General features: G+C 59.2%; 24 protein-coding genes, 1 tRNA gene and 2 pseudogenes. 10 read left to right on the top strand and 17 right to left on the bottom strand.

All coding sequences use genetic code 11. The annotated features are described in order from the left end of the window. The first annotated feature begins 171 nt into the window (after nucleotides 1–171). Both JFT91_RS00850 and rimI read left to right on the top strand, forming a co-directional pair. A complete protein-coding gene (locus tag JFT91_RS00850; protein ID WP_201232222.1) occupies nucleotides 172–921 on the top strand; it encodes an energy transducer TonB in 750 nt (249 codons plus the stop codon). Next, on the top strand, nucleotides 914–1,366 hold the full coding sequence (gene rimI / locus JFT91_RS00845) for a ribosomal protein S18-alanine N-acetyltransferase (RefSeq protein ID WP_201147709.1): 453 nt from the start codon (nucleotides 914–916) through the stop codon (nucleotides 1,364–1,366). The genes JFT91_RS00850 and rimI overlap by 8 nt, the downstream gene beginning before the upstream one ends. A gap of 101 nt (nucleotides 1,367–1,467) precedes the next feature. Here rimI and JFT91_RS00840 read toward each other — a convergent pair whose 3' ends face one another. Then, on the bottom strand, nucleotides 1,468–1,872 hold the full coding sequence (locus JFT91_RS00840; RefSeq protein ID WP_201231338.1) for a serine kinase/phosphatase: 405 nt from the start codon (nucleotides 1,870–1,872) through the stop codon (nucleotides 1,468–1,470). 140 nt (nucleotides 1,873–2,012) lie between these two features. Here JFT91_RS00840 and can point away from each other — a divergent pair, with 140 nt between their 5' ends. Beyond that, on the top strand, nucleotides 2,013–2,657 hold the full coding sequence (gene can / locus JFT91_RS00835; RefSeq protein WP_201228497.1) for a carbonate dehydratase: 645 nt from the start codon (nucleotides 2,013–2,015) through the stop codon (nucleotides 2,655–2,657). Between the two features lie 7 nt (nucleotides 2,658–2,664). On the opposite strand, the gene JFT91_RS00830 is transcribed toward can, so the two are convergent. From JFT91_RS00830 to JFT91_RS00815, 4 genes and pseudogenes are all read right to left on the bottom strand, one after another. Beyond that, a complete protein-coding gene (locus tag JFT91_RS00830) occupies nucleotides 2,665–3,189 on the bottom strand; it encodes an SET domain-containing protein (RefSeq protein WP_201231337.1) in 525 nt (174 codons plus the stop codon). A 180-nt stretch (nucleotides 3,190–3,369) separates the two neighbouring features. Then, on the bottom strand, nucleotides 3,370–4,557 hold the full coding sequence (locus JFT91_RS00825) for a hypothetical protein (protein WP_201231336.1): 1,188 nt from the start codon (nucleotides 4,555–4,557) through the stop codon (nucleotides 3,370–3,372). Nucleotides 4,558–4,676: 119 nt separating this feature from the next. Then, a pseudogene (locus JFT91_RS00820) lies at nucleotides 4,677–6,373 on the bottom strand (acid phosphatase). 220 nt (nucleotides 6,374–6,593) lie between these two features. Further along, nucleotides 6,594–8,012 carry a TIGR00366 family protein gene (locus tag JFT91_RS00815; protein WP_201228493.1) on the bottom strand — a complete coding sequence of 473 codons (1,419 nt, stop codon included), beginning with the start codon at nucleotides 8,010–8,012 and terminating at the stop codon, nucleotides 6,594–6,596. Nucleotides 8,013–8,343: 331 nt separating this feature from the next. Between JFT91_RS00815 and JFT91_RS00810 the strand changes: the two genes are divergently transcribed. The 5 genes and pseudogenes from JFT91_RS00810 to JFT91_RS00795 all read left to right on the top strand — a co-directional run bounded on the left by JFT91_RS00810 (nucleotide 8,344) and on the right by JFT91_RS00795 (nucleotide 12,552). Then, entirely contained in the window at nucleotides 8,344–9,657 is a 1,314-nt protein-coding gene (locus JFT91_RS00810) for an MFS transporter (RefSeq protein ID WP_201231335.1), read from the top strand. 68 nt (nucleotides 9,658–9,725) lie between these two features. Continuing rightward, a pseudogene (locus JFT91_RS30065) lies at nucleotides 9,726–10,550 on the top strand (PAS domain-containing protein); the annotation flags it as partial. Beyond that, entirely contained in the window at nucleotides 10,530–11,090 is a 561-nt protein-coding gene (locus tag JFT91_RS30060; protein WP_518524859.1) for a methyl-accepting chemotaxis protein, read from the top strand. The pseudogene JFT91_RS30065 and the gene JFT91_RS30060, both read left to right, overlap by 21 nt. 155 nt (nucleotides 11,091–11,245) lie before the next feature. Continuing rightward, nucleotides 11,246–11,845: a flavin reductase family protein gene (locus JFT91_RS00800; protein ID WP_201231334.1), complete on the top strand. Its 600-nt coding sequence runs from the start codon at nucleotides 11,246–11,248 to the stop codon at nucleotides 11,843–11,845. 74 nt (nucleotides 11,846–11,919) lie between these two features. Further along, nucleotides 11,920–12,552: a LysE family translocator gene (locus tag JFT91_RS00795; RefSeq protein ID WP_201231333.1), complete on the top strand. Its 633-nt coding sequence runs from the start codon at nucleotides 11,920–11,922 to the stop codon at nucleotides 12,550–12,552. 34 nt (nucleotides 12,553–12,586) lie between these two features. On the opposite strand, the gene JFT91_RS00790 is transcribed toward JFT91_RS00795, so the two are convergent. The 3 genes from JFT91_RS00790 to ggt all read right to left on the bottom strand — a co-directional run bounded on the left by JFT91_RS00790 (nucleotide 12,587) and on the right by ggt (nucleotide 15,345). Beyond that, nucleotides 12,587–12,958 (bottom strand): helix-turn-helix domain-containing protein, encoded by a 372-nt coding sequence (locus JFT91_RS00790; RefSeq protein WP_201231332.1) that lies wholly within the window; start codon nucleotides 12,956–12,958, stop codon nucleotides 12,587–12,589. Between the two features lie 3 nt (nucleotides 12,959–12,961). Then, nucleotides 12,962–13,264 (bottom strand): type II toxin-antitoxin system HigB family toxin, encoded by a 303-nt coding sequence (locus JFT91_RS00785; protein ID WP_201231331.1) that lies wholly within the window; start codon nucleotides 13,262–13,264, stop codon nucleotides 12,962–12,964. 248 nt (nucleotides 13,265–13,512) lie between these two features. Continuing rightward, on the bottom strand, nucleotides 13,513–15,345 hold the full coding sequence (gene ggt, locus JFT91_RS00780) for a gamma-glutamyltransferase (RefSeq protein ID WP_201231330.1): 1,833 nt from the start codon (nucleotides 15,343–15,345) through the stop codon (nucleotides 13,513–13,515). Between the two features lie 263 nt (nucleotides 15,346–15,608). Between ggt and JFT91_RS00775 the strand changes: the two genes are divergently transcribed. Beyond that, nucleotides 15,609–16,721, top strand: coding sequence for a DUF2817 domain-containing protein (locus JFT91_RS00775; protein ID WP_201231329.1), 1,113 nt, complete (start codon nucleotides 15,609–15,611; stop codon nucleotides 16,719–16,721). Between the two features lie 78 nt (nucleotides 16,722–16,799). Here JFT91_RS00775 and JFT91_RS00770 read toward each other — a convergent pair whose 3' ends face one another. From JFT91_RS00770 to JFT91_RS29430, 3 genes are read right to left on the bottom strand one after another with little or no spacing between them, the layout of a single operon-like run. Then, the gene (locus JFT91_RS00770; RefSeq protein WP_201231328.1) at nucleotides 16,800–17,057 is read right to left on the bottom strand and encodes a bacteriocin immunity protein; all 258 of its coding nucleotides are present in this window, start codon (nucleotides 17,055–17,057) and stop codon (nucleotides 16,800–16,802) included. Between the two features lie 60 nt (nucleotides 17,058–17,117). After that, nucleotides 17,118–17,372, bottom strand: a complete 255-nt coding sequence (locus JFT91_RS00765; protein WP_201231327.1) for a bacteriocin immunity protein — start codon at nucleotides 17,370–17,372, stop codon at nucleotides 17,118–17,120. A gap of 4 nt (nucleotides 17,373–17,376) precedes the next feature. Then, nucleotides 17,377–18,624, bottom strand: coding sequence for a pyocin-S2/colicin E7-DNase domain-containing protein (locus JFT91_RS29430; protein ID WP_201231326.1), 1,248 nt, complete (start codon nucleotides 18,622–18,624; stop codon nucleotides 17,377–17,379). 531 nt (nucleotides 18,625–19,155) lie between these two features. Here JFT91_RS29430 and JFT91_RS29425 point away from each other — a divergent pair. Next, nucleotides 19,156–19,392 carry a hypothetical protein gene (locus tag JFT91_RS29425; protein WP_242487354.1) on the top strand — a complete coding sequence of 79 codons (237 nt, stop codon included), beginning with the start codon at nucleotides 19,156–19,158 and terminating at the stop codon, nucleotides 19,390–19,392. A gap of 116 nt (nucleotides 19,393–19,508) precedes the next feature. Here JFT91_RS29425 and JFT91_RS00750 read toward each other — a convergent pair. The 6 genes from JFT91_RS00750 to JFT91_RS00725 all read right to left on the bottom strand — a co-directional run bounded on the left by JFT91_RS00750 (nucleotide 19,509) and on the right by JFT91_RS00725 (nucleotide 25,121). Next, nucleotides 19,509–19,585 (bottom strand) — tRNA-Met (locus JFT91_RS00750). 86 nt (nucleotides 19,586–19,671) lie between these two features. Next, a complete protein-coding gene (locus JFT91_RS00745; protein WP_201231325.1) occupies nucleotides 19,672–21,126 on the bottom strand; it encodes an amidase in 1,455 nt (484 codons plus the stop codon). A 60-nt stretch (nucleotides 21,127–21,186) separates the two neighbouring features. Continuing rightward, nucleotides 21,187–22,233 carry an ABC transporter substrate-binding protein gene (locus JFT91_RS00740; protein ID WP_201231324.1) on the bottom strand — a complete coding sequence of 349 codons (1,047 nt, stop codon included), beginning with the start codon at nucleotides 22,231–22,233 and terminating at the stop codon, nucleotides 21,187–21,189. A gap of 27 nt (nucleotides 22,234–22,260) precedes the next feature. Further along, nucleotides 22,261–23,067, bottom strand: coding sequence for an ABC transporter permease (locus JFT91_RS00735; RefSeq protein ID WP_201231323.1), 807 nt, complete (start codon nucleotides 23,065–23,067; stop codon nucleotides 22,261–22,263). After that, nucleotides 23,067–23,987: an ABC transporter permease gene (locus JFT91_RS00730; RefSeq protein WP_129395500.1), complete on the bottom strand. Its 921-nt coding sequence runs from the start codon at nucleotides 23,985–23,987 to the stop codon at nucleotides 23,067–23,069. Before JFT91_RS00730 ends, JFT91_RS00735 begins: the two co-directional genes overlap by 1 nt. A gap of 15 nt (nucleotides 23,988–24,002) precedes the next feature. Next, nucleotides 24,003–25,121 carry an ABC transporter ATP-binding protein gene (locus JFT91_RS00725; protein WP_201231322.1) on the bottom strand — a complete coding sequence of 373 codons (1,119 nt, stop codon included), beginning with the start codon at nucleotides 25,119–25,121 and terminating at the stop codon, nucleotides 24,003–24,005. Nucleotides 25,122–25,284 lie beyond the last annotated feature (163 nt).

Genomic DNA, 25,284 nt, shown 5'->3' with positions numbered 1-25,284 from the left:
TTTTCTTTGAGTAAAGCGCTTGGATAAAGCACCTGGGTAGAACATCGCTCAAGGCTATCGATCAACAGCAAGCGATCTTGAGCGAAGGGCGGTAGAATCAGCCCACTTCAGTTATCCACAAGTGGCCGACCCTTGCTTATCGAGTCCCGCCGCCGCGCCTATTTGAACGCCATGCAGGTGGTCAATTGGCTGCCGCGCACCGAATTACCCTTCGCCGCGCCGTCCCGGCCAGAGCTGCTGGACATCCCCGAGCCTGAGATTGAGGTTGCGGTGGTGCTGGCGCCGCAGGCCGCCGCACCGGTACAAGCGGCGGCTGAGCGTCCGGCTGAGCGGCCGAAAATCGAAGTGCCGCGCCCATCGCTGGCAAGCACTCGCACTAATGCCAAACCGGTGGAGGAAGTCGACGACACGCCAGTGGTCGCGAAACCCGCGCCCGTGCCGCCGCCACGGTTTGCCCTGCAGTTGCTGCGCGCCGGGCGATGCCTGCTGCTGGTCGAGTTACCCACAGGCGAACCGTTCCAGTCGCGCGACCCCGCTTATCTGCTGCTCAAGGATATGCTGCGCGCCGCCGGTCTGCCGGAGGCGCCGCAGATCGTCGGCGAGCCGGTACGCTGGCCCTGGCTTAACCGCGGCACCATGGATCAGGGCCCGGAAGCGGCGCGCGACTTCGTCCAGGGTTTCCTCTCGGTGCAAATGGAAGCGGCACCGTGCACCTGTCTCTGGTTGATTGGCTTGCCGGCAATACGTTTCGCCGGTGAAGCGGATGCTGAAGCGTTCAATCGTGAATTGCAGATCGAAGGTCTGGGCTCGGCCTGGGCCATTCCCGGTCTGGAATTGTTAATGGAAGAGCCACAGCGCAAAGCCGCTGTGTGGCAAGCCATGCGTCGGCTGATGGCGCGCTGGAAAGATATCAATGAGTGACGCCGTAACGTTTCGCCCGATGATCGAGGCGGACCTCGACGCTGTGCTGAAGATTGAATTCGCCGCATACAGTCATCCGTGGACGCGCGGAATTTTTCTCGATGGCTTGGGCAAATATCAGATCTGGTTGATGTTCGAAGGTCAGCAACAGGTGGGTCACGGCGTGGTGCAGATCATTCTTGATGAGGCGCACCTGCTCAACATCACCGTCAAACCGGAGAATCAGGGGCGTGGGCTGGGGCTGACATTGCTTGAGCATTTGATGTCGCGAGCGTATGCGGCAGAAGCTCGAGAGTGTTTCCTGGAAGTGCGCGACAGCAATCGCTCGGCGTTCCGCTTGTATGAGCGTTATGGCTTCAACGAGATTGGTCGACGTCGTGACTACTATCCGGCTGTCGGCGGGCGCGAAGACGCCGTGGTCATGGCCTGCACCCTGGTTGACTGATTGCCTTTAAGCATCGCGAGCAGGCTCGCTCCCACAATTTGGAATGCGTTCCCCTGTGGGAGCGAGCCTGCTCGCGAAAGCATCCTGTCAGGCAACGCAGATCAGCGATTACCATCCAGCGGATCACGCCGCGCCAGCTCTGCCTCATCCAGCCCATTGCCGCCGCCGATGTCATCCTCATCGACAATGCTCAGATCCCAATCGGCCTGATTGCCTTCACCTGCCTCTTCGGCATCCCGCGCACCGTCCTCATGGATCAAGGTTTCCGGGCTCATATCATCGTCGGTCGGTTCGTGATCAGCGGTCGACGCACCCGTGAAGCCTGCTTCACGCACGCGCTCGTCAGGCATTAGTTGTTCGCGCTCACGCTCGGGCAGTTCATCACCAATCTTCGCGCTGGGTTCTTCTTCATCGAAATCCAGCTCATGCACCGAACCCATGCGGTCTTCGTTATCATCGATGGGCTCCGGTTGCACCGCATCGTAAGGGCGTCGTGAATCAGTCATGGCAAATCCTCATACTGTGGGCCTTACAAGGTGGACTCACCGGGCACACGAGAATTCCAACGAAATCACTTGCGATTCTGGCGTGACCCCGACGGACGGCCGTCTGTCACAGTTGCGCATCTTTCTTGAGGCCTTACAGCATGCATGACTTACAAGACCTGATTGATAACAACGAGCGTTGGGCTGACGCGATCACCAAGGAAGACCCGGATTTCTTCGCCAAACTGGCGCGCCAGCAAACGCCTGAGTACCTGTGGATCGGCTGTTCCGATGCGCGTGTGCCGGCCAACGAGATCGTTGGCATGCTGCCGGGCGATCTGTTCGTGCACCGCAACGTCGCCAACGTGGTGTTGCACACCGATCTCAACTGCCTGTCGGTGATCCAGTACGCGGTGGACGTGCTCAAGGTCAAACACATCCTTGTCACCGGCCACTATGGCTGCGGCGGTGTGCGCGCCTCGATGCAGGACCGTCAGCTCGGCCTGATCGATGGCTGGCTGCGCTCGATCCGCGATCTGTACTACGACAAGCGCGATGAGCTGGCCAAGCTGCCGACCGAAGAAGAGCGCGTCGATCGCCTGTGCGAACTCAACGTGATTCAGCAAGTGGCCAACGTCGGCCATACCAGCATTGTGCAAAACGCCTGGCATCGCGGGCAGAGCCTGTCGATTCACGGTTGCATCTATGGCATCAAGGACGGTCGCTGGAAAAGCCTGAACGCCACCATTAGCGGTTTCGAACAGTTGCCGCCGCAATACCGTTTGCGACCTGTCGGCGCGCCATAAAGGCGTTTCAGCGCCAGATTGAGTGGCGCCAGCGCTGCAAAAACTGCTGGCCTTCGAGGTTGGGTGGATCGTCGTAGCCGGTGATCCACCCGCGACAAAGGGATGAGCCGCAATCACAGGCGAACTGGTGCAAGAGTTTGTCTTCGGTGGCGGCGTAGTCCATGGTCAACCGTTCGCCGCTGAGGATATTTATCAGCGACCAAAGCCATAGCTCGCTCAAGTCGAGAAACACGTTGGGGTTGCAGGAGTGTTCCAGCAGGCCGCAGAAACGCGGGTCGTAGAGGTGGATGCCGAGTTGCAGTTGTCGGCTCTGGCGACATCGGTAAGGCAGCAATTGCCCCGACACTCGGCACATCCGGCTGATGCGCAGAAAATCCCGTCGCGCCGCGATCCCGGTTGGGGTGGCCTGCTCATCGTGGAGGACTTCAAAGTCGGCCCGGGCAGGAAAACCCAGACGTACGGGTAATCCGGCAAAAGGGTAAATGCCTTCGGTATCGCGAGGGACGGATCCTGTAAGCGCTTGGCTATTCATAACAATCCCTGTCGGAAGATGTTGCGACTTCCTTACTCTGACGTCCTGTCAGTTCTGCAACGTGGCTGTTTGGAGCCGATCGTGTCGCAAAGATGATGCCCGGTCTACTGTCAGATCTGACAGGCGAGTTAGACGCATCCCCGCGTCAGACATGGCTGACACGGGAATGGCCAACGTCGCTTACAGGTGCGGCGCCGGCACGGCACTTTCTGGCAATGGCGCCTGCAATTGCCTGAGTTGTGCCTTGATTGGCGTCGAAGCGCATTGGGTCACTGCCTGTTGCTCACTCAGGTTCCGGATCGAGGTGTAGAACAGCTCGCAGGTTTTAACCTTCTGCGTGACTTGCCAGGTTCGGGTGCAGTTATCGAGCGTGGTTTGCGCATTGCTCGTCAGTTTGCTGCCCATGTCGGCCTGCCAGCAGGCGGCGCTCAAATCCTGCCCCATCACTTTCAGGCCGGCAGCATCGGCTTTGGCCTGCGCATCGTCGCCGGTATAGCTTTTCGGATCGGCGGCGTACCAGATATAACTCGGGTGGTTCGAGCCGAGCACCGGTACGTTCACGCCGGCGCTGGGGCTGATGGTTGCCAGGCCCAAAACGTTCACGGTCGGCCCATATTGCTGCTTGATCCAGTTACGCACTGGCGCGCCGAAAGCGACCATCGGCAGCGTCGTGCCTTTGGCGGTCTGACTGAACTGTTTGACCAGCGTAGTCTGGTATTCCTTGAAGTAGTCGTAGACGCCTTCCAGGTCACTGCCGGCGTTGGCCGGCGCGGCAATCGGGGCGATGTCGATGATGGTCTGATAGGCCGGGGTCTGTTCGGCAGGGATGCCATTGACCGTCAGTAGCGTTGCCCAGCGATCGGTGGTGTTGGAACGCAGATAGTCCTGCGCCTGGGTCAACGAGTAATCCGGCGGGAAGTGCAGCAGCTCGATGCTCTTGCGATTTTCCAGTGCCATACCCAGCGGCAGGAACAGATACCAGCTGTAGGCCCATTTACCGTCGGCGTTGAGCTTGCTGGCGCCGGTGTACGCCAAGTCGCCGGCATCGAGCAGCGCCGCCAATGGCTTGTCGTAACCTTTCGGCACGCCGCTGATTTCGGCATAGAGCTGGCCGTTATCGTTTTTCACCAACACTTTCGCATGGGTATAGCCGTCGCGTTGCACGCTCTGGCTCAGGTAATGCGCGACGGTCTGCTCCAGCGACCAGTTGCGAAAGCAGATCACGCTGCAATTGTTGGGGTAAGCGAAGAGGCGGGTGACGCGTTCGGTACTGCCCAGTTTCAGGTCGACATCGGCGTGGGCGGCGGCGCTCAGGGTAAGCGCGGCGAGGGCCAGTGTGGCGGGGATAAGTCCTGTGAGTTTGAACATGCTCAGATCCTTTTCAGCGTGAGTCCCCCACGGTCGGGGGCGCCTCATAGTGGATCAGCCGTGCGGCACAGAGAAGTGGTCGGCCCGAGTTTTTTCGAGCCGACCCACAGGACTTTTCGTCAGACCGGAAAATGTAGCGCGTTGGTCAGATCGCCCATTGGTTTCTGGCCTCGGGCGGTCATCGCGTCATCGCGCATTTTCAGCCCGTCGAGGGTTTCCAGGGCAAACGTGCGCGTGATCAGGCGCAGGATCGAAGCGGTGTCATACACCGTGTGATCCACCGTGCCTTTGCGCGAGAACGGCGAAATCACCAGCGCCGGAATACGCGTCCCCGGGCCCCAGCGATCACCTTTCGGCGGAGCCACGTGGTCCCACCAGCCGCCGTTTTCATCGACGGTGATCACCACCACCATGTTTTTCCATTGCGGACTTTGCTGCAGCACTTTCAGCACGCGGACGATATGCCGGTCGCCCGAAGCGATATCGGCGTAACCGGCGTGCATGTTCAGGTTGCCCTGAGGTTTGTAGAACGCGACTGCTGGCAGCTTGCCGGCCTCGGCATCGGCGAGGAACTTGTTGGTGCTCGACTCATCGCCCAGGCCACCGTCGCGCAGACGCTTGGCGCGCTCGGCCGGGTTTTCCGGGCCTTGGTTCTTGAAGTAGTTGAACGGCTGATGGTGGTACTGAAAGTTAGGGATTTTCGGGATGTTGCCTGAATCCTTGTACTCGTCAATCGTGGCCTGCCATGCGCCGCCGTACCAGGCCCAGTCGACGTTCTTCTTCGACAGTTTGTCGCCGATATGATCATGCGTCTGTGGTACCAGCACGCTCGGCAATGGCTTGGCGTATTCCGGGCGCTCGGGGTCGCGAACCCAGGTCGGCCAGTACGGCGGGGCCATGGTGTTGACTGCGTAACCGTCAGGCGTCAGCAGGCTCGGACCGAATTGCGGCGGGCCGGTCATGGCGCTGGCTGGCGAGGTGTCGAGCGGCTTGAGACGATTGTCGGTCGGGTCGTCGCTTTGCAGGGTGGCGATTTGCGGTTTGGCGATCGAATTGGCGACATCCGGGTAGAACGGCACCTGCGCGCTGATCAGATATTGATGGTTCAGGTACGACCCACCGAAGGCGCCCTGGAAGAAGTTGTCGCAGAGCACAAATTCCTGGCCACATCCCATAGACGCAGGGAATAACGCGTCTGGGCGTAATGGCCCATGGTCAGACCACCGGAGTCGGCCCAAGCGACAAAACGGTCATTCTTGCCGCCGTTGATCTGCATCTGATTCTGATAGAAGACATGCCACAGATCGCGCGTCACCAGGCTTAAAGGCAAGTCTTCGCCCTGCGGGCCTTTGAGAGCGTAAGGCGCGTTGGGCAGGTGTTCCTGAAATTGCGTGCCGGCAGGGTAGATCACGCCATCGAGGGTTTGCGGGCCGACCTGATTCAGACCGCCCCAGACTGGCGGTAGGGTCGACAGCAGATTGCCGTCACGATCCCGTTGCGCGCCGTCTTCCGGCTTCAGCGCCGACAGCGGGTTTTCGACACCCGGGAAATCCGCAAACAGGTTATTGAAGCTGCGGTTTTCACCGTAGATGACCACGACGTTCTTCACGTTTTCGCGCAGGGCTTTATCCAGCTCGGCGGGCGTCAGCGGGCGTTCTACCGGTTGGCCGGAACTGTCGCCGGTATTACCGCAAGCGCTCAGTGTTGCACCGACGCCGAGTACCGCAACACCGCCGAGGAAGCGGCGGCGGCTGGTGTCGGTGGGGTTATCGGATTCAGGTGCGGATGCGTCGATGCCGTCTGTTTCGTCTTTCATCTCGAAGTCCATTTTTTCGCTAAATTGTTTCAGCTTGTTTCGGGCGGACCCTAGCAAGGAAATATGACTGCTGGGTTACAGCTTAAGGAAGTTGTGAAACAACGGTGGGAACCAGCCGGCTGGCGATGGCGGTGTGTCAGAAACAGTGATGTCGACTGACAGATTGCTATCGCCAGCAGGCTGGCTCCCACAGGGTATGACTTCGACTGTTAGATCCGGTTTACGGCATCACCGGCGGCGTATACGCCAGTGTCGTCCCCAGTGCCCACAGCAACAGCAGCACCAGCGGCGTGTGCACCAGCAACTGCACGAACGAGAAACCGATCAAGTCCCGCGCTTTCAGCCCAAGCACACCGAGCAGCGGCAACATGTAGAACGGGTTGATCAGGTTCGGCAGCGCTTCGGCGGCGTTGTAGATCTGCACCGCCCAGCCGAGGTGGTATTGCAGATCGTTGGCGACCTGCATCACATACGGCGCCTCGATGATCCATTTGCCGCCACCCGACGGGATGAAGAAACCGAGAATCGCCGAATACACGCCCATCAGCAGCGCATAAGTGTCGTGGGAAGCGATGCTGACGAAAAACGTCGAGATGTGGTGCGCGAGGGTTTGCGCATCGGCGCCTTTGACGGTGGTCATCAGCGCGGCAATCGAGCCGTACAGCGGGAATTGAATCAGCACGCCAGTGGTGGTCGGCACTGCGCGGGCCACCGCATCAAGAAAGCTGCGCGGACGCCAGTGCAGCAGCGCGCCGAGCATGATGAACAGGAAGTTGTAGGTGTTGAGCCCGGAAATCGCGGTGATCGCCGGTTTGGTCGAAAACTCGTGGAACAGCCAACCCGCTGCCAGCAACACCAGCACGATGATCAGCAGCGGACTGTGTTCCAGCCATTCGCCCGGCCGGGTGCGCGGTTGCAGCGGCGGCAGGTTGAAGGCCGGGTCGATGCCGCAGGCCTTGGCGTCGCGCGCCGAGTTCGGCCCGGGCGCGGTGGCGTAGGCGATGATGATCGAAACCACGATCAGCGCCAGCAGCATGACGCCGGACTGCCAGAGGAAAATCGTTTCGGTGAACGGAATCACCCCGGTGATCGACAGAATCGATGGCGGCAGGCTGGCGGGGTTGGCCTGCAACTGCGCGGCCGACGACGACAGGCCCAGCGCCCAGACTGCGCCGAGGCCCAGATAAGCGGCGGCGCCAGCAGCGCGGTAATCCATTTTCAGATCGGTGCGGCGGGCGAGGGCGCGTACCAGCAAACCGCCGAAGACCAGCGAAAGTCCCCAGTTGAGCAACGAGGCGACCATCGAGATCAGCGCGACCCAGGCCACGGCGGAGCGGCCGTTTTTCGGGATGCGTGCCAGGCGATCAATCAGTTTGACGGCGGGTGGCGAGCTGGCGACCACGTAGCCGCCAATCACCACGAAGGCCATTTGCATGGTGAACGGGATCAGGCTCCAGAAGCCGTCACCGAAGGCCATCGCGGCGTCGGTGGGTTTGGCGCCCATGGCCAGCGTGGCCAGTGCCACGATGATGACGGCCAACGCGGCGAACACCCAGGAATCGGGAAACCAGCGTTCGGCAAAACTTGAACAGCGCAGGGCAAAGCGCGCAGAGCGGCTATCTTCGATATCAACGGCCACAGGAATACCTCGGATTTTTATGGTTATTGTGGTCTTGCGGACGAATCACACATCCCCTGTAGGAGTGAGCCTGCTCGCGATAGCTTTCTTACATTCAACACTTGTATTGACTGATCTGGCGCTATCGCGAGCAGGCTCACTCCTACAAGGATCTCGGCATGACTTGCCGATGGTGGTTCGCCTAGCAGGACAGGCATTAACAGTAATTCAACTGCCGACGCTTTGTGAGCAGGTTTTGCAAAACCATGACTATGGTCTAACGGGTTGTCCACCAGCCCGTTTGCGTAGACCATGGGCGCCTTGGTTTTTGCCTGATCCAGAGTTCTTTGCCATGACTGCCCAACCCACGGCCAAACCTGCGCCGTTCAGCCGCTCCGACTACAAGACCCTCGGTCTTGCGGCCCTTGGCGGGGCGCTGGAGATTTACGATTTCATCATCTTCGTATTCTTCGCCCTGACCCTCAGCCAGCTGTTCTTCCCGCCAGAAATGCCCGAGTGGCTGCGTCTGCTGCAAAGCTTCGGCATCTTCGTCACCGGCTATCTGGCACGGCCACTGGGCGGAATCCTGATGGCGCATTTCGCCGACAAACTCGGGCGCAAGAAAGTCTTCAGCCTGAGCATCCTGATGATGGCGCTGCCGTGCCTGCTGATCGGGATCATGCCGACCTATGCACAGATCGGTTATTTCGCCCCCCTGTTGTTGCTGGCGCTGCGCATTCTGCAAGGGGCTGCCGTAGGCGGTGAAGTGCCGAGCGCGTGGGTGTTCGTCGCCGAACATGCGCCCACCGGGCATCGCGGTTATGCGCTGGGCTTTTTGCAGGCCGGCCTGACGTTTGGTTATCTGATCGGCGCGCTGACTGCGACTTTTCTGGCGCAAGTCTTCACCCCGACGGAAATCCTCGATTACGCCTGGCGCTACCCATTCCTGCTGGGCGGCGTGTTCGGCGTGATCGGTGTCTACCTGCGTCGCTGGTTGAGCGAAACCCCTGTGTTCATGGCCATGGAAGCGCAACGCGAGGCGCGGGTCGAACTGCCGCTGCGCACGGTGCTGCGCGAGCATCGACTGGCGATGTGGCCGGCCATGCTGCTGACCTGCGTGCTGACTTCGGCAGTGGTGGTGTTCGTGGTGATCACCCCGACCATGATGCAGAAAACCTTCGGCATGACCGCCAGCCACACCTTCGCCCTGAGCGCATTGGGCATCGTCTTCCTCAATATCGGCTGCGTGCTCGCCGGGCTGCTGGTCGACCGCATCGGCGCGTGGCGCACGGTCATGCTCTATAGCCTGCTGCTGCCATTGGGCATCGCAGTGCTTTACGGCTGTCTGATCTCGGGCGGTCATTGGCTCGGTCTGGCCTACGCGGTGGCCGGTCTGGCGTGTGGTGTCGTAGGCGCGGTGCCGTCGGTGATGGTCGGGCTGTTCCCGGCACGCATTCGTGTGTCAGGCATCTCCTTTACCTACAACATTGCCTACGCGGCGTGGGCGAGCATCACACCGTTGCTGTTGATCGGTCTGATGCCGTGGAGCCCCTGGATCTGCGTGATGTTCTGCGCGGTGATGGGCGTAGTGGGCATCCTCAGCGCGGCGTATTTCGGCTCGCGGATGCCGCGCACGGGACAGTGTCAGGTGGCCGGAACTGCCTGACGCGAAGAGCCAGAACTATTTTTGACTGATGGGTCTCAAGTGCTCTTCAGAAAAGGTTTTCATGGCCGATGGTTAGCCTGCATCCCGCTTTCTACTCTGCCCATCGGTACCTTCCCATGTTCAACAAACGCTTGAAGCAAGAGCTGGCCGCTCTTCGTGAAGAACTCTCCAGCCTTGTGCAAGTGAAGGAAAGCCTGGAAAGCGAGATGCTGGTGCTGACCCTGGAGCCCGATGGACGGGTGCAGTCGGTCAACCAGAACTTCCTCAACGAGATGCTCTACAAGAACCACGACCTGATCGGTCGGGCTATTGAAGACATCGTGCCGGCCCATGTGAAGTCCGACGAATTCCACCACCGCTTCAAAAGCGCCATGACCCGCGGCGAGCATTTCGCCGGCGCCATACGCCTGCTTCGCGGCAATGGTGAAGAAGCGTGGCTGCGTTCGATCGTCCAACCGGTGCGTTCTTCGGACGGGCGGATCAAACACATTTCGATCTTCGCCAGCGACCTGACCCGCACCATCGAAGCCTCTCGCGAGCACGAAAACCTGATCGGCGCGTTGGTACGTTCCACCGCCGTCATCGAGTTCGACCTCAATGGCAACGTGCTCAACGCCAACGATCGCTTTCTCGGCGGCATGGGTTACAGCCTGGCGCAGATCAAGGGCAAACATCACCGACTGTTTTGCGAGGCGCAGGAATACAACAGCGCCGAGTATCAAAACTTCTGGCGTCGATTGAACAGCGGCGAGTTTGTCGCCGGCCGCTTCAAACGGGTCGACAGCCATGGTCGTACGGTGTGGCTGGAGGCGTCCTACAACCCGGTGGTCGACGCCAACAACAAACTGTACAAAGTGGTGAAGTTCGCCACGGTGATCACGGATCAGGTCAATCGCGAGCAAGCGGTTGCCGACGCCGCCAGCATTGCCTACAGCACGTCGCAGCAAACCGACAGCACTGCTCAGCGCGGCACCACCGTGGTAACCGAAGCGGTGAACGTGATGCGCGATCTTTCACGGCACATGCAGGCTGCCGGTGAAGGCATCGAAGCGCTGAACGAGCAGTCGCTGGTCATCGGTACCATCGTCAAAACCATCAGTGGGATTGCCGAGCAAACCAACCTGCTGGCGCTCAACGCGGCCATCGAAGCCGCCCGTGCCGGCGAACAGGGTCGCGGCTTTGCAGTGGTGGCTGATGAAGTGCGGCAACTGGCGTCGCGCACCAGCCAGGCAACCGAAGAAATCGTTGGCGTGGTCCGCCAGAACCAGGAAATGGCACGCAACGCCGTGGCGCTGATGGCCGATGGCAAGCTCCAGGCCGAACAAGGACTGGCGCTGGCGGCGGAGGCGGGCACGGTGATCGTCGAGATTCAGGACGGCGCGCAGAAGGTCGTGGATGCGGTTGGCCAATTCGCCAACCAACTCTCCAACTGACCCGCACCGATCCCCTGTAGGAGTGAGCCTGCTCGCGATAGCGGTGTATCAGTCAGCACAAATGTTGAATGTCAGACCGTGATCGCGAGCAGGCTCACTCCTACAAATTTACGTTGGCGCTACAATCGGCTCCTTTTTCCCCGGAGCAGATCCCCATGAGCAACGCCCACCGCCGCCCGGTTCCTCTCAACAAAGCCTACCGCCTGCTCAATCACGGCCCAACCGTGCTGGTCAGCGCCGCCCATGATGGCCAGCGCAATATCATGGCGGCCGCCTGGGCGATGCCGCTGGATTTCGAACCGCCGAAAGTCGCCGTCGTGCTCGACAAATCCACCTGGACGCGACAACTGCTCGAAGCCTCCGGCACATTCGTACTCAACGTGCCGTGCGTCGATCAGGCCGACATCGTGCAAACCGTCGGCAATACGTCTGGCCTGGAAATCACCCAAAGCCAGGGGCAGGACAAGTTTCAGGCGTACGGCCTGCAAACTTTCAGCGGTGAGCAAGTCGAAGCGCCATTGCTCGACGGTTGCGTCGCCTGGCTCGAATGCCGTTTGCTGCCGGAGCCGCGCAACCACGAACAGTACGACCTGTTCCTCGCCGAAGTCATCGCCGCCCAAGCCGATGAACGCGTGTTCAGCGACGGGCGCTGGCATTTCGAAGGGCATGACGGTTTGCGCACCTTGCACCATGTGGCGGGTGGGCATTTCCTGAAGATTGGCGATGCGGTGGATGGCAAGACGCTAGCGGTTTGATGGTTGTTGATGGCAAAACGTTGCTGGATGTTGCAAGGTAGAGGGCATCGTCGAACCGATCAGGCGCATGCCCCATGGATCTTTCCCTTTCGAGTTATCTGGCGCCGTTGCTGTCGCTGGCCCTGTTGTGGACGGTCGCCGTGGTCACGCCCGGGCCTAACTTCTTCAACATCGCTCAATTGGCAGTCAGCCGTTCGCGCCGCCATGGCGTCGTCGCGGCGCTCGGCGTCGCCAGCGGAACCGTGCTGTGGGGACTGGCGGGCGGCCTGGGCATTCAGTCGCTGTTCAGTGCCGCGCCGACGCTGTACCTGAGCTTCAAGATTGCCGGCGGCTGTTACCTGATCTACCTCGGACTCAAGCAGTTCAAGCGCAAGCCGCCGATCGTCCCTGGCACGCTCGATACCTCGGAGCAGACGTTGCTCGGCGCTTACGGGCGGGGCTTTCTGGGCAACATGACCAATCCCAAATCCGCACTGTTTGTCGCCACCATCTTCGCCACCGCCATGCCGGCTCACATCCCGCCACTGTTGCTGGCACTGGCGGTGATGACGATGGCGACGCTGTCGTTCAGCTGGTATTGCTGCGTGGCGCTGTTCTTCGCCAGTCGGCGGATCGCAGGTGTGTATGAGCGTTCGCGGCAATGGCTGGATCGCTTGGCCGGTGGTTGTTATTTGCTGTTTGGGGCGCATCTGGTGGCTAATCGCTGAGCCGCGGTCAAAGGCTGGGGTGCTGCAATTTGTATCAGATTTGCTTAATTGGTTTGATCAGGCTTTCGGCAGGAATTCCAAACAGCTCATGAAGTTTCCATATCATTGGCAAAGTGAGTGCCCGCTTGCCGTTCAACACTTCATAGACCCTGTTTGTTCGACCGATAGCCGGAGCGAGATCCGCGGCTGACAGGCCTGACTGTTCCATCCGAAATTTGATGGCATCGATTGGATTAGGCAAATCCACTGGAAACTGTTTGGCTTCGTAGGCCTCAATGAGTGTGATCATGATGTCGAAGTAATCACCTTCAGGGGTACCCGGTTCTGGCTCGTTGTCGAAGAGTGCAGACACGTTTTTGAGCGCCGCACGGTAGTCTTCTTCGTTATGAATCGGACGTATGTTCATGGGTTACTCCATTTCGACGGTATCAGCGTCGATTGCATCGTACTGCTTGTGGGTGCCGACGAATTTTATGTACATGGCTCCGAAGCGATAAGCCACGGCTACGATCAGTCGAAAGTCATTGCCCTTGATGTTGAACACCACTCTGCGGCTTTTCAGAATGCTCGCAGAAGCAAAATGAGCCTTGATGTCCGAGGGCGTTGACCAGCTTGCTTTCCTCGCTTCATCTATCCATGCCAACAGTGGTTGCTCTGAGTCCGGATAACGTTCCCAAAAATTTTTGAGCTGACTGACAGCGATAATTCTCATGACGCGATCCTAGTCCCGCTATGGGACTGATGCAAGGCTGTTGGCGGTCGGTGGACGTACGGTTCAAATATTTGTGTGTTCATGTATGCCAGCAGATCCCGAAAGTGTTGTTTGCTGAACAGCCACTTACTCTATCCGTGGCAGCAAATTTTCGGGGTAGGAAAAGGCGACGGAATGCGAGTGAACACAATCTGTTAGCTACAAAAAGGCCTACCTCGCGGTAAGCCTTTTTTGTTTGTGTCCTGGCTTCAATCCCCCAACGCTTCCCCTTCACGCCGTGGGTCCGCGCCACCCGCCAACGACGCTTTCCCCTGCGCATCCTTGACCCGCACGATGGCCTGGGTGCCGCTGGTCATATCGATCTCGTTCACCGCATGCCCCTTGTTTTTCAACGCCTGAATCAACGCCGGGCTGAACTGGCCTTGCTCCAGTTCAGTCGGGCCGTTGCGGCTGCCGAAGTTGGGTAGGCTGATGGCGCTTTGTGGATCGAGGTTCCAGTCGAGCAGGCCGATGGTGGTTTTCGCCACGTATTCGATGATTTGCGAGCCGCCCGGTGAGCCGACGCTGGCGAGGAATTCGCCGCTGTTGCGGTCGAAGATCAGCGTCGGCGCCATCGATGACCGTGGGCGTTTGCCGGGTTCGACGCGGTTGGCGACTTTCTGGCCGTTCTCTTCGGGAATGAACGAGAAGTCAGTCATCTGGTTATTCAGCAGAAAGCCCTGAACCATCAAGTGCGAGCCGAATGCCGCTTCGATGGTGGTGGTCATCGACACGGCGCCGCCTAGGTCATCCACCGCAACCACTTGCGAGGTCGAGATGCGCAGCGGCGAGCGGTCCGGCGCGTAGGCTACCTGCACGCCCGGCGGTGTGCCCGGTTTGGCGCTGCCCATGCTGCGTTCGCCGATCAGGCTGGCGCGGCTGGCGAGATAACCCGGGTCGACCAGGCCTTTGACCGGCACTGGCACGAAGTCGGTATCGGCGACGTATTGCGCGCGGTCGGCGTAAGCCAGGCGTTCCGCTTCGGCGATCAAATGCACGGCTTGCGGATCAGGTTCTATGCCGGCCGGTTTGTCGGTTTTCACCGGTTTCAGCGGTGTCAGGGAAAGGCGTGGATCGCGGGTTTCCAGCGCCTGCAAGGTGCCGAGAATCTGCGCCACAGCGATCCCGCCCGACGACGGCGGTGGCATGCCGCAGACCTGCCAGCGCTTGTAATCGGTACACAGCGGCGCGCGCTCCTTGGCCTGATAGCGCTGTAGATCGTTCAGCGACAGGCTGCCGGGATTGGCGTGGCCCTGAACCTTGGCGACGATCTCCTCGGCAATCGGGCCTTTGTACAAGGCATCCGCGCCTTCGTTGGCGATGCGCTTGAGCACCGCGGCCAATGCCGGGTTCTGCAGGCGCGTGCCGACGGCTTTGACGCTGCCATCGGCGTTAAGGAAGTACTTGGCCATGTCTGGCGATTTACTGATCACCGGATCGGAGGCAAGCAGCGAATGCAGGCGAGGGGAAATCGCGAAGCCTTGTTCGGCGAGCTTGATCGCCGGTTCGAACAGCTTGGCCCAAGGCAGGCGACCATGTTGCTGATGGGCCATCTCCAGCGCACGTAACACGCCCGGTGTGCCGACCGAGCGCCCGCCAATCTGCGCCTGCGGGAACGGCATCGGTTTACCGTCGGCCTGTAGAAACAGCTTTTCGGTAGCGCCCGCCGGTGCGGTTTCGCGGCCGTCGTAAGTGCGTACCTGTTTGCCGTCCCACAACACAATCATCGCGCCGCCACCGATCCCCGAGGATTGCGGTTCCACCAGCGTCAGTACCGCTTGCATCGCAATCGCCGCATCAATCGCCGAGCCACCCTGACGGAGCATCTCGCGACCCGCTTCGGCGGCCAGCGGGTTGGCGGCCGCGGCCATGTGTTGACGGGCGTGGCGGGTTTGCAGATCGGTGCGGTAGCCGGAAGCGGCTTCCGGCGCCAGCGGCAGGGTCGAGGAGGGTGGGGCGTTGCACGCGGTGAGGGTCAGGGCGCTGATGATCAGCGTCAGTGCTGGCAGGCGAAAGCGGCTCAAGGGCAAGGCTGAAAACACGCGGGCTCTCCGTCCGTGGGGTGAAAGGTCTGACGGACTTTATCGACCGCTCGGTCGCGACGCAAACCGATGGGCATTTTTGTCTTTCTTTTCGGGGCGGATGTTCGCTAGGGTCAACGTCAAATTCATCTGACTGAAACAAGCCCCTGTGGGAGCGAGCCTGCTCGCGAAGGCGGCGTGTCAGGCAATCAAAATGTTGGATGCATCATCGCCTTCGCGAGCAGGCTCGCTCCCACAGTTAGAAAACCAACAAGAGGCCAAGAATGCACAGCGAGTTCCCCACCGAATCCAGCTACCGCGATCAACGCGAACAGTTCCTGGCTGCCGCCAATGCCGCCGGCGCCACGCTCACCTCCTACGCACATCCACGCCGCGGGCCCTTCGGCGAACCCCTGAGCACTGATGTCGCCATACTTGGCGATGCGCAAGCCAAACGCCGACTGGTGGCGCTCAGCGGCACGCACGGGGTCGAGGGCTATTACGGCTCCGACTGTCAGATCGATTGGCTGAAAACCTTCGTAGCCGGCTCGCTGCCCAAGGATGTCGCGGTGGTGATGGTTCACCTGATCAACCCGTGGGGCACGGCGTGGTTACGGCGGGTCAACGAAGACAACATCGATCTCAACCGCAATCACCTGGATTTCACCGGACCCTTGCCGGATAACCGCGCATACGCTGCATTGCATGAAATCTACGCGTGCACTGATCTGAACGGCCCCGAGCGCCAGCGCACCGATGCCTTGCTCGATGCGCAGATCAACGAACACGGCTGGCCAGCGGTGATGTCGATTGTCGAGGGCGGTCAGCACAGCCATCCCGACGGACTGTTTTACGGCGGCCGCGCGCCGAGCTGGTCGAATCGCACGCTGCATCAAATCATCGACGCGCATGTGGCTGGCGCTGAAACGGTGATGTGTTTTGACCTGCACACTGGCGCTGGCGAATACGGCCACCCGATGTTACTGACCATCACCGAGTCGCCTTACCCGGCACTTGCGCAAGCTCAGGCGATCTACGGCCCATGGCTTTACACACTGCACACGGGCGCCGACACCCTGAGCGAAACCGGAGTGGCGGCGACGGCTACCGGGTACACCTCGCAGGCGTTGCTCAATGCTTTACCGGACGTTCAGTTGATGCCGTTTGTAATCGAGTGCGGGACATATCCGGGGCCGGATGTGCATCGCTATTTGCGCGATGACCATTGGCTGCATCTGCATGGCGATCCGCTGGATGCGACGGGGCGGGGGATCAAACTGAATCTGCTGGAGCAGTTCTACCCAGCTGATCCGGCCTGGCGCGCAATGGTCGGTTTGCGCACTCGGCAAATCTGGGCGAAAGGGTTGTTAGCCCTGTCGACAGAGAAACCTGAGTAGGTCAGACATAGCGTTGTGGTGAGGAGGTTTATCCCCTCGCCACAAGTTCGGTGATTATCCCGAGGTGTGAATTAGTACTTATTGCTTAAACCCAGGCAGTCCATTCGCAGCGCGCCATTCTTTTACGGTCGCCGTGATGCCTTCAGGAGAGCATTGCGCCTCATCCTCTGGCCAGTAGATCAAGTCAGTGCCCGCGGGATGTTCGGCCAGCTCACTGAAGTTATCTAACATATCCGCCAGCACTGTCTCTGACGTATCGTCTGTGTTGGAGGTGAATATTTGCTGCAGCAGATAAATAAATTGCTCCTCCTTGTAGTTAGAAATTTTCTTGGCCAAGTTGTGTACTCCGAAATACTGCTTTTGGTAAAAGGAGGGAGCATATTTTGCGTTCGATACCTATTGCTTGAAGCCTGGAAGTCCATTCGCGGCTCGCCACTTTTTCACGGTTTCGATGATTGCTTCGTTAGAATTATCTGCCTCATCTTCTGGGTAGTAGATCAAGTCCGTCCCATCTGGATGTTCGGTGATGGTGCAAAAGTGGCTTAACAGCGGGTCGAGAACTTCATCGGAAGCGTTTTTGTTGGCGGCTCGAATCTCTTGCAGAAAACTTAGAAACTCTGCTTCGGTATAGTCAGAAAGACGGCTTTTCATTGAATTATTTCCGATGAATATCTGCGTGGTTTTTTGGCGTGTTGATCCGCAAATTGTCTACGTGATAAACCTCGCCACCCTTTGAAACTGGATCGACATGATGAATTTCAAAGGAGCCTTTTGAACCATTGGCGTCCCTGTAACGTGCCTTTGGTGCATTACCATTCTGCATCCGCTCAATGTTGTCCGGGATAAATTGGCTGCGCAAATCTGGATCATTCACAACCTCAGTCCAAAACGCCTTTCTGAAGGCATCGAAGCTTGAAAACTCCCTCCCCCTAAGCCTATCCGCAATCCGTGTCGGAATCGGCGCACCGATCCCCGTTCCCGCCCCAGCAAGCCATATCCCCGACACATCCTCTCCAACCCCCGTCACCGTACCCGGCGTCAGTCTGGCCGGTTTCGAAAACACCACATACAGCGACTTCAACCCGGTCTCTGCCGGGAACACCAGAATACAATCCTCGGCAGTAATGTCCTCGCCGGGCAGGCCTTCTATCTGGGTATCAGTGTTGTCGGGAATCGGATGAACAAGGATCGTGTTCAGTGGCTCGCCATGTTCGGGATAGACCAGTGGCGGCATTGCACCGAGTGGCCCGCGTTGCGGTGTCCACAAAATCGTGATGCCGTTGAGCTTGGCCTCCATCGCAGTCTTGTCGCTGTTCCACTCGACTTTGACAGTACGCACCGAATCATCGCCCGAGGCGCCGGTGTGGATGCCGTAGACCTGCATGACCCCTTCGGCGTCACGCCGGAACTGGAAGCGCACGCGGGTGGTGGCGCGGGTCATGCGGCGTAATTCGTCATCGGTGTGCAGCGTGCCATCGCCCATTCGGGTTGGCAGCATCCCGAGGATGAACACGCTGGCCGGCCCGCCAGCGCCGCGAATGGCCCAGTTGAGGCGTTGTTGCAGAATCCCGCCGCCGGCTAAACGGCCCAAGGCCAGATCGGCATCTATCGCCGTCGCGACAGCGGTGCTGGCTGACGGAAAGAGCATGGCCCCCGCGACCATGATCTTGCCGAAGTTGGCGGCAGATTCGGGCAGCGTGCCGGCGTCCGTTCGGCACCAGTTACCCGGCGTGCAGGACTTGGCGAACACCTGACTTTCGCGGGGCTTGGGCGTTGGCCATTCATCCTTTTCGATGTACACCGGTTCCGGTGCTTTAGGCACATGCCACGAGGCCCATGAAGTGCCACCGTTGTAGCGTCTCCAGAGCCAGTCAACTTCGAAGAGGAATTTGAATCGAGCCACGACAACTCCCTGTATGGCTTTGAATCGAGCCAGGGAAGCTTGTCGGTCAGTGGGGATTTCGGGCAAACCGCAGGGGTGAGTTTTATGCGCCTGGATTTACGAAAAATCCAATTCGTACTTGGATCGAATCCGTTTCCTACAGCGCTCTCTCGGTCTGTTGATTTGGCGATTGATACAGATGAACCAGCGGTGTTTCGCGCTTGTAGTCTTTCGGTGTGGATAACGGGGTAGTCTGCATTTCTCCTACAGACTTTTCAGGTCGACAACTTACGCACCGCTGCCTGAGGATACTTTCTGTTGTTTTTTCCAGGATGGATTTCAGATGAAAAGGATGAGTCCGTTGCCATTCAACTCTATTTTCAGTCGGCCATTGTCATGAGTATTTCCAATGAGGACCGCGATTTTCTGGTGGCGATGGGCAGTCGCATTGCTCACTTACGCACAGTGCACGAGATCACACAGACTCGGTTTGCAAGGGCTTTAGGTCTTTCCCGGCAGACCTTTTAGGGTTACGAGGAGGGCACGCGCAGCATGCCGGTCACGACGCTGGTGAAGATGGCATTTGCGCTTCGCGTGCCAGTTGAAGACCTGCTCGGGGTTCCCTCCTACACGGAGAAGCCCAGACGCAGTTTGACCTCGACGTGGTATCGACGACTGCAGTCCATCAATGAGCTTTCGAAGGTTCAACAGAAGGTTATTGCGCAGATGCTCGACGCCCTGATCGCACAGGCAGCGACCAAAACGAGCGACGAAGAAAAAGAGGTTTGAAGTAACCCAAAGAACGCGGAACCAAGGTGCGACAACACCTTGGAGTAACAGATTGCCGAGACTTTTCTCGAGGCATAAAAAAACGGCCTACCTTTCGGTAAGCCGTTTTTAGTACTTGGTGGCTACACAGGGACTTGAACCCCGGACCCCAGCATTATGAATGCTATGCTCTAACCAACTGAGCTATGTAGCCAAGTGGCGCGCATTATTCCCCTGAAATGGAAAAGCGTCAAGCGTAAATTTAAAAATTTTTTCTACGCTTTCAACCGTTTATCAAAATCACTGGCTCAACAGGGGCGAAGGGCAGCGTTCGAACCAGCGGCTGACCTGCTCATAAGCGTGCGCCAATTGCAGGACAGCGAAGTCGGCCTGGTGCTTGCCGATGATTTGCAGCCCCATCGGTAAACCCTGCGCATTGAATCCCGCCTGGACGCTGGCGACCGGGCAACCCGACAACGTGCCGGGGATGACCACCTCCATCCAGCGGTGATACGTGTCCATGCTCACGCCCTCGATAGACGTCGGCCAAGGCTGGTTTTTGTCGAACGGGAACACCTGGGCGCTGGGCAGCAGCAGGTAATCGTAGTGTTCGAACAACCGAGAAATCGCCCGATACCAATCGCTGCGCACCACGGACGCGGCGAACACTTCGCTGGCCGACAGCTTCAAGCCGTTTTCCACTTCCCAGATCGCCTCCGGTTTCAGCAACGCGCGTTTCTGCGGATCGGCGTAGGTTGCGCCCAACGACCCGGCGACCATCCAGTGCCGCAACGTTCGCCAACTGCTCCACAGCCGCTCAGGCGCGAAACCCGGCTGAACGGACTCAACGTGGCAGCCGAGGCTTTCAAAGTCGGCAAAAGTCTTCTCACACAACGACAGAACGCCGTTCTCCATCGGCAGGTAACCGTTGAAGTCCCTGAGCCAACCCAGCCGCGTACCTTTGAAATCACGCTCCAGCGGCGCCGCAAACGCCTCACCGGTTTCAGCGATGGACAACGGCGCCCGCGCATCGCCCCCGGCCTGCACCGACAGCAGCAACGCCGCATCCTTCACACTGCGCGCCATCGGCCCTTCATAACCGAGCTGATCAAAAAACAGATCAGCACTGTCATCAAACGGCACGCGCCCCTGCGACGGACGAAAACCAAAGATGTTATTGAACGCCGCCGGATTGCGCAGCGAACCCATCATGTCGCTGCCATCCGCCACCGGCACCAGATGCATCGCCAGTGCGGCCGCCGCGCCACCGCTACTGCCACCAGCGGTTTTGCTCGGATCAAAAGCGCAGCCAGTGGCACCAAACAACGGGTTGTAGCTTTGCGAACCGAGACCGAATTCCGGGGTGTTGGTCTTGCCGATAATGATTGCGCCGGCCGCCTTGATTCGCTCGACCATGATGCCGTCGCGCTCAGGCACAAAATCCTTGTACAGCGGCGACCCCAGCGTGGTGCGAATGCCTTGGGTCAGCGACAGATCCTTGATCGCATGAGGCAAGCCATGCATCCAGCCACGGTATTCGCCACGCGCCAGTTCGGCATCGCGTTCATCGGCCTGAGCCAGCAGATTTTCCGGTGACTGCAGGCTGATCAACGCATTGACCAACGGGTTGAAACGTTCGATATGGGCAAGGTAAGTCTGCATCACTTCCCGGCAGGAGACCTGGCGCAGGCGGATGCGTTCGGCGAGTTCATGGGCCTGCAACAGGACCAGTTCGCTGATGTTATTAGAGTTCATTGCAAGCGGCCTTTCAGACGGCTGGAAAAACGCCCCGCCAGTGCGACGGGGCGATAAAGGTCAACGCATCAGGTTGGTCCAGAGACGGTCAGCGAGGCGAATCGCACCCTCGCCGCAAGTCTTGCTGAACACCACGTTGGTGCCTTCGGGAATGTGCAGTTCCGGCGCGTCCTTGAGCGCTGCATCGAGGAACGGTTCGACACCTTTGATCGGGGTCTGGTGCTTGAGGAAGTTCTGCGTCATCGCCGAGTTTTCCGGCTGGCTGAGGAAGGCGATGAACGCCTTGGCATTCGCCGGGTTCTTGCTGCCGGCGGGGATGACCATGTTGTCGACCCAGGCCAGTACGCCTTCTTTCGGATAGAGGTATTTCAGCGTCGGTTTCATCTCGCGGGCGCGCATCGACGAGCCGCCCCAGAACATCGACATGTCGATTTCGCCCGAAGCAAGGTTCTCGCGAATCGAACCGGCCTTGGAGCTGTAGGTTTTGACGAACGGCTTCTGCGCCTTGAGCAGCGTCAGCACTTGCTGCATCTGTTTCGGGTCTTCGCTGCACAGCGGAATGTTCAGATAGAGGCTGGCCATGTCGACCATGTCGCTGACCGAGTCGAACATGTTGATGCGCCCCTGCAATTCAGCTGGCGGCTCATACAAAACCTTGTAGCTGTCGGCCGGGCCTTTGTAGCGCGCGGAGTCGAGCACGACGCTGGTGGTGCCCCAGATGAATGGCACCGAATATGCGCCTTCCGGATCCCAGCTCGGTTTTTTCAGGTTATCCACAACGCTGGCGTAGTAAGGCTCTTTGACCGGGTCGAAGCGCTCCAGCAGGTTTTCCTTGATCAGGATCGGGATGAACTGGTGCGACGGAATCGCCACGTCATAACCGGCGCCGCCCTGTTTCAATTTCGCCAGCAGCGTTTCGTTGGAATCGTAGGAATCGACGGTGACTTCGATGCCGGTCTGCTTCTGGAACTTGGCGAGAATCTCCGGCGAAAAGTAGCCGCTCCAGCTCACCACGTTGAGTTTCTCGGCGGCCTGAACACTCGCGGCCATGCTCAGCGGCAATGTCAGGAACAACGAAGTGCCGACGCTTTTTATCCACTTGCTCATGCTATTTCCCCACAGGTCGTAAAAGGTTCAGGCGCTCTTTTTGCCCAACAGGTAAGAGAGGCTGACGAACAGCACCGAGACGCCGAGGATCAGCGTCGACACAGCATTGACGTCGGGTGTCACACCCATGCGCAGCAGGCCGAAGATGAAGATCGGCAGGGTCGTGGTGCCGGCCTGCGAGACCATCATCGAGATCACGAAGTTATCCAGCGAGACGATGAAGGCCAGCATCAGCCCGGAGAAAATCCCCGGCATCAGCAGCGGCAGAGTGACCTTGCGAAAGGTCCGCCACGGGCCGGCGTAGAGGTCGGCGGAGGCTTGCTCCAGCGACAGGTCCATGTCGTTCAGCCGCGCCCGAATCGGCAGGTAGGCAAAGGGAATGCAGAACACCGTATGGGCGATGATCAGGTTGCCGTAACCCAGCGACAGACCGATGGTTGAGAACAATGCGAGCGTCGCCACACCGACGACAATTTCCGGCAGCACCAGCGGCAGCATGATCGCGCCCATCGACAATTGCAGGCCCTTGAACTTGGCACCTCGCGAAGTACCGAGCGCGGCGAGGGTGGCAATCGCCGTGGCGATCATGCTTGCGCAGACGGCGATCAACAGGCTGTTACCGGCAGCCTGGCGCAAGGCCTGATTGGCGAACGCGGCGCGATACCAATCGAGGCTGAACCCGGTCCACACTGTCGCCGACTGGTTGGCGTTGAACGAGAACACCACCAGCACCACGATCGGCGCGTACAGGTACAGATAGAACAGTAAGCTGAAACCACCGAAACCGGGGAAGTCCTGCACGCCCAACCCTTTGCGTTTGAATAGGCCGATCATCACGCACCTCCTTTGGCGATGCGCTGGCGCTCGGCGCGCAGGGCATAGACCGTCAGCACCAACATCACAGCGGCCATCAGCACCAGCGACAGCGCTGCGCCAAACGGCCAGTTACGCGCATCGCTGAACTGTCGGAAGATCAGGTTGCCGAGCATCATTCGTGTGCCGCCGCCGAGCAGTTCCGGGGCAATCATTGCGCCCAGGCACGGCACGAAAGTGAGGATGGCGCCGGCGAGAATCCCCGGTTTGGCGATTGGCAAAACCACTTTGCGTAATGTGCGTATCCGTCCCGCATACAGATCCTGGGCAGCTTCGAGCAGGCGTATATCCATTTTTTCCAGCGTCGCGTAAATCGGTAAAACCACGAACGGCGCATAGGTGTAAACCAGCCCCAGCAGCACCGCGCCGTCGGTGTAGAGCAACTGCAACGGTTCGTGAATAACGCCCAAACCCATCAGGCTGTTGTTGATCACTCCGGTGTTACGCAGCAGCAGAATCCACGCATACGTGCGGATCAACAGGTTGGCCCAGAACGGCACGGTGATCAGAAAGATCAACAAGCCGCGCCGATGCGCCGGCTGCATGGCCAGCCACACCGCCACCGGAAAACCGATCAGCAGCGTGATGATCGTGGTCAGCCCGGCAATGCCGATCGAGCGCAGGGCGATGATCAAATAAGAGTCGGCAAACGCGAGGCTGTCGTCCAGTTGCCGCTCGAACAGCAGCGAGGTGTAAGCGTCACTGCTGAAGACTTTGTTGACCCCGCCGTAGGGGTTGGCCTCCATCAGCGAATAGCCGATGACGATCAGAATCGGCACCAGCAGAAACAGGCCGATGGCGATCAGCGCCGGGCTGACGCCGAGGAAACTCTGGAAGGCTTTGCGCCGCTCCAGCGTGTTGGCAATCGGTAAGGCATGCATGGCAAATCCTCCGGCTCAATCGTGCAGGACGCTGGCGCTTCCACGGTCGAACAACAGACCGGCCTGAGAACCGACGGCAAAGCGCTGGCTCTGGTCGACGCAATTGGGCGTACGCACGGTGAGACGCGAACCGTCGCTGAGGCTGACCTGATATTGCAGGTCGGTGCCGAGGTAGATCTGCGCTTCGATCCGGCACGGCAGCGCGGCTTCGGTTGTGGCCGGCACCAGATGCAGGCGCTCGGGGCGCACCGACAAAGTCACGCTGGCGCCGACCGGCACATCGCTGCATGGCTGCGCGGGCAGTGGATGCCCGGCGGGTCCGGCGAACCACGCCTGACCGTTCTCCACGCGAGTGACAGTGGCGTCGATGAAATTGGTTTCGCCAATGAAGTCGGCGACGAAGCGATTGCGCGGCCGTTCGTAAATGTCTTCCGGCTGCCCGACCTGCTGCACTTCGCCTTCGGACAACACGGCGATGCGGTCGGACATGGTCAGCGCTTCTTCCTGATCGTGGGTGACGAAGATGAAGGTGATGCCGGTTTTCGCCTGGATGGTTTTCAGCTCTTCGCGCATCGCCTGGCGCAGCTTCAGATCGAGTGCGGAAAGTGGTTCGTCGAGCAACAAAACTTTCGGGTGTGGTGCCAGCGCACGGGCGAGGGCAACACGTTGTTGTTGACCGCCAGACAGTTGCGCCGGTTTGCGACTGGCGAAGCGCTCCATCTGCACCAGCGCCAACATCTCGCGGACGCGCTCGGCGATTTGCTCTTTGTTGAGGACTTTGCCCATCGGGTGCGATTCGAGGCCGAAAGCGAGGTTCTCGGCGATGGTCATGTGCGGGAACAGCGCGTAATGCTGGAACACCGTGTTGACCGGACGCTGGAACGGCGGGCGGTCAGCGATGTTTTCGCCGTAGAGCAGGATCTCGCCTTCAGTGGGAAATTCGAACCCGGCGATCATGCGCAGCAGCGTGGTCTTGCCGCAACCGGAAGGGCCGAGAAGGGTGAAGAATTCGTTGTCGCGGATGTCCAGGTCGATGCTTTTCAGTGCCACCGGACCTGTGTGCGGATCACCGTAAACCTTGCGCACTGAGCGGATCGAGACCGCCAGCGTTTGCAGCGAATGCAGGGCATTCATGCGTTACCTCCGATTCCCCCATCGCCTGCGACTCGCTTGCAAAAGCGTTGCCGTCGGGCCATGGATATTATTTTTTTGGGCAGGATCGAGATTGCGTTCGGATGTGAAACCAGCTGTTTTTTTGTTCTGCTGTGGCTCGATTATCAGCCAGGGGTTGCGCGGC

It is taken from the genome of Pseudomonas sp. TH08 (assembly GCF_016651275.1).
Taxonomy (GTDB): domain Bacteria; phylum Pseudomonadota; class Gammaproteobacteria; order Pseudomonadales; family Pseudomonadaceae; genus Aquipseudomonas.
Note: the sequence above shows the minus strand (reverse complement) of the source record. Positions and strands in the feature narration are given on the sequence as shown.

What these genes read in the sequence shown, in the direction of transcription:
- JFT91_RS00850 (WP_201232222.1), top strand. Translation starts at nt 172, where the DNA reads ATGCAGGTGGTCAATTGGCTGCCGCGCACCGAATTACCCTTCGCCGCG.
- rimI (WP_201147709.1), top strand. Translation starts at nt 914, where the DNA reads ATGAGTGACGCCGTAACGTTTCGCCCGATGATCGAGGCGGACCTCGAC.
- JFT91_RS00840 (WP_201231338.1), bottom strand. Translation starts at nt 1,872, where the DNA reads ATGACTGATTCACGACGCCCTTACGATGCGGTGCAACCGGAGCCCATC.
- can (WP_201228497.1), top strand. Translation starts at nt 2,013, where the DNA reads ATGCATGACTTACAAGACCTGATTGATAACAACGAGCGTTGGGCTGAC.
- JFT91_RS00830 (WP_201231337.1), bottom strand. Translation starts at nt 3,189, where the DNA reads ATGAATAGCCAAGCGCTTACAGGATCCGTCCCTCGCGATACCGAAGGC.
- JFT91_RS00825 (WP_201231336.1), bottom strand. Translation starts at nt 4,557, where the DNA reads ATGTTCAAACTCACAGGACTTATCCCCGCCACACTGGCCCTCGCCGCG.
- JFT91_RS00810 (WP_201231335.1), top strand. Translation starts at nt 8,344, where the DNA reads ATGACTGCCCAACCCACGGCCAAACCTGCGCCGTTCAGCCGCTCCGAC.
- JFT91_RS00800 (WP_201231334.1), top strand. Translation starts at nt 11,246, where the DNA reads ATGAGCAACGCCCACCGCCGCCCGGTTCCTCTCAACAAAGCCTACCGC.
- JFT91_RS00795 (WP_201231333.1), top strand. Translation starts at nt 11,920, where the DNA reads ATGGATCTTTCCCTTTCGAGTTATCTGGCGCCGTTGCTGTCGCTGGCC.
- JFT91_RS00790 (WP_201231332.1), bottom strand. Translation starts at nt 12,958, where the DNA reads ATGAACATACGTCCGATTCATAACGAAGAAGACTACCGTGCGGCGCTC.
- JFT91_RS00785 (WP_201231331.1), bottom strand. Translation starts at nt 13,264, where the DNA reads ATGAGAATTATCGCTGTCAGTCAGCTCAAAAATTTTTGGGAACGTTAT.
- JFT91_RS00775 (WP_201231329.1), top strand. Translation starts at nt 15,609, where the DNA reads ATGCACAGCGAGTTCCCCACCGAATCCAGCTACCGCGATCAACGCGAA.
- JFT91_RS00765 (WP_201231327.1), bottom strand. Translation starts at nt 17,372, where the DNA reads ATGAAAAGCCGTCTTTCTGACTATACCGAAGCAGAGTTTCTAAGTTTT.
- JFT91_RS29425 (WP_242487354.1), top strand. Translation starts at nt 19,156, where the DNA reads ATGCCGGTCACGACGCTGGTGAAGATGGCATTTGCGCTTCGCGTGCCA.
- JFT91_RS00745 (WP_201231325.1), bottom strand. Translation starts at nt 21,126, where the DNA reads ATGAACTCTAATAACATCAGCGAACTGGTCCTGTTGCAGGCCCATGAA.
- JFT91_RS00740 (WP_201231324.1), bottom strand. Translation starts at nt 22,233, where the DNA reads ATGAGCAAGTGGATAAAAAGCGTCGGCACTTCGTTGTTCCTGACATTG.
- JFT91_RS00735 (WP_201231323.1), bottom strand. Translation starts at nt 23,067, where the DNA reads ATGATCGGCCTATTCAAACGCAAAGGGTTGGGCGTGCAGGACTTCCCC.
- JFT91_RS00730 (WP_129395500.1), bottom strand. Translation starts at nt 23,987, where the DNA reads ATGCATGCCTTACCGATTGCCAACACGCTGGAGCGGCGCAAAGCCTTC.
- JFT91_RS00725 (WP_201231322.1), bottom strand. Translation starts at nt 25,121, where the DNA reads ATGAATGCCCTGCATTCGCTGCAAACGCTGGCGGTCTCGATCCGCTCA.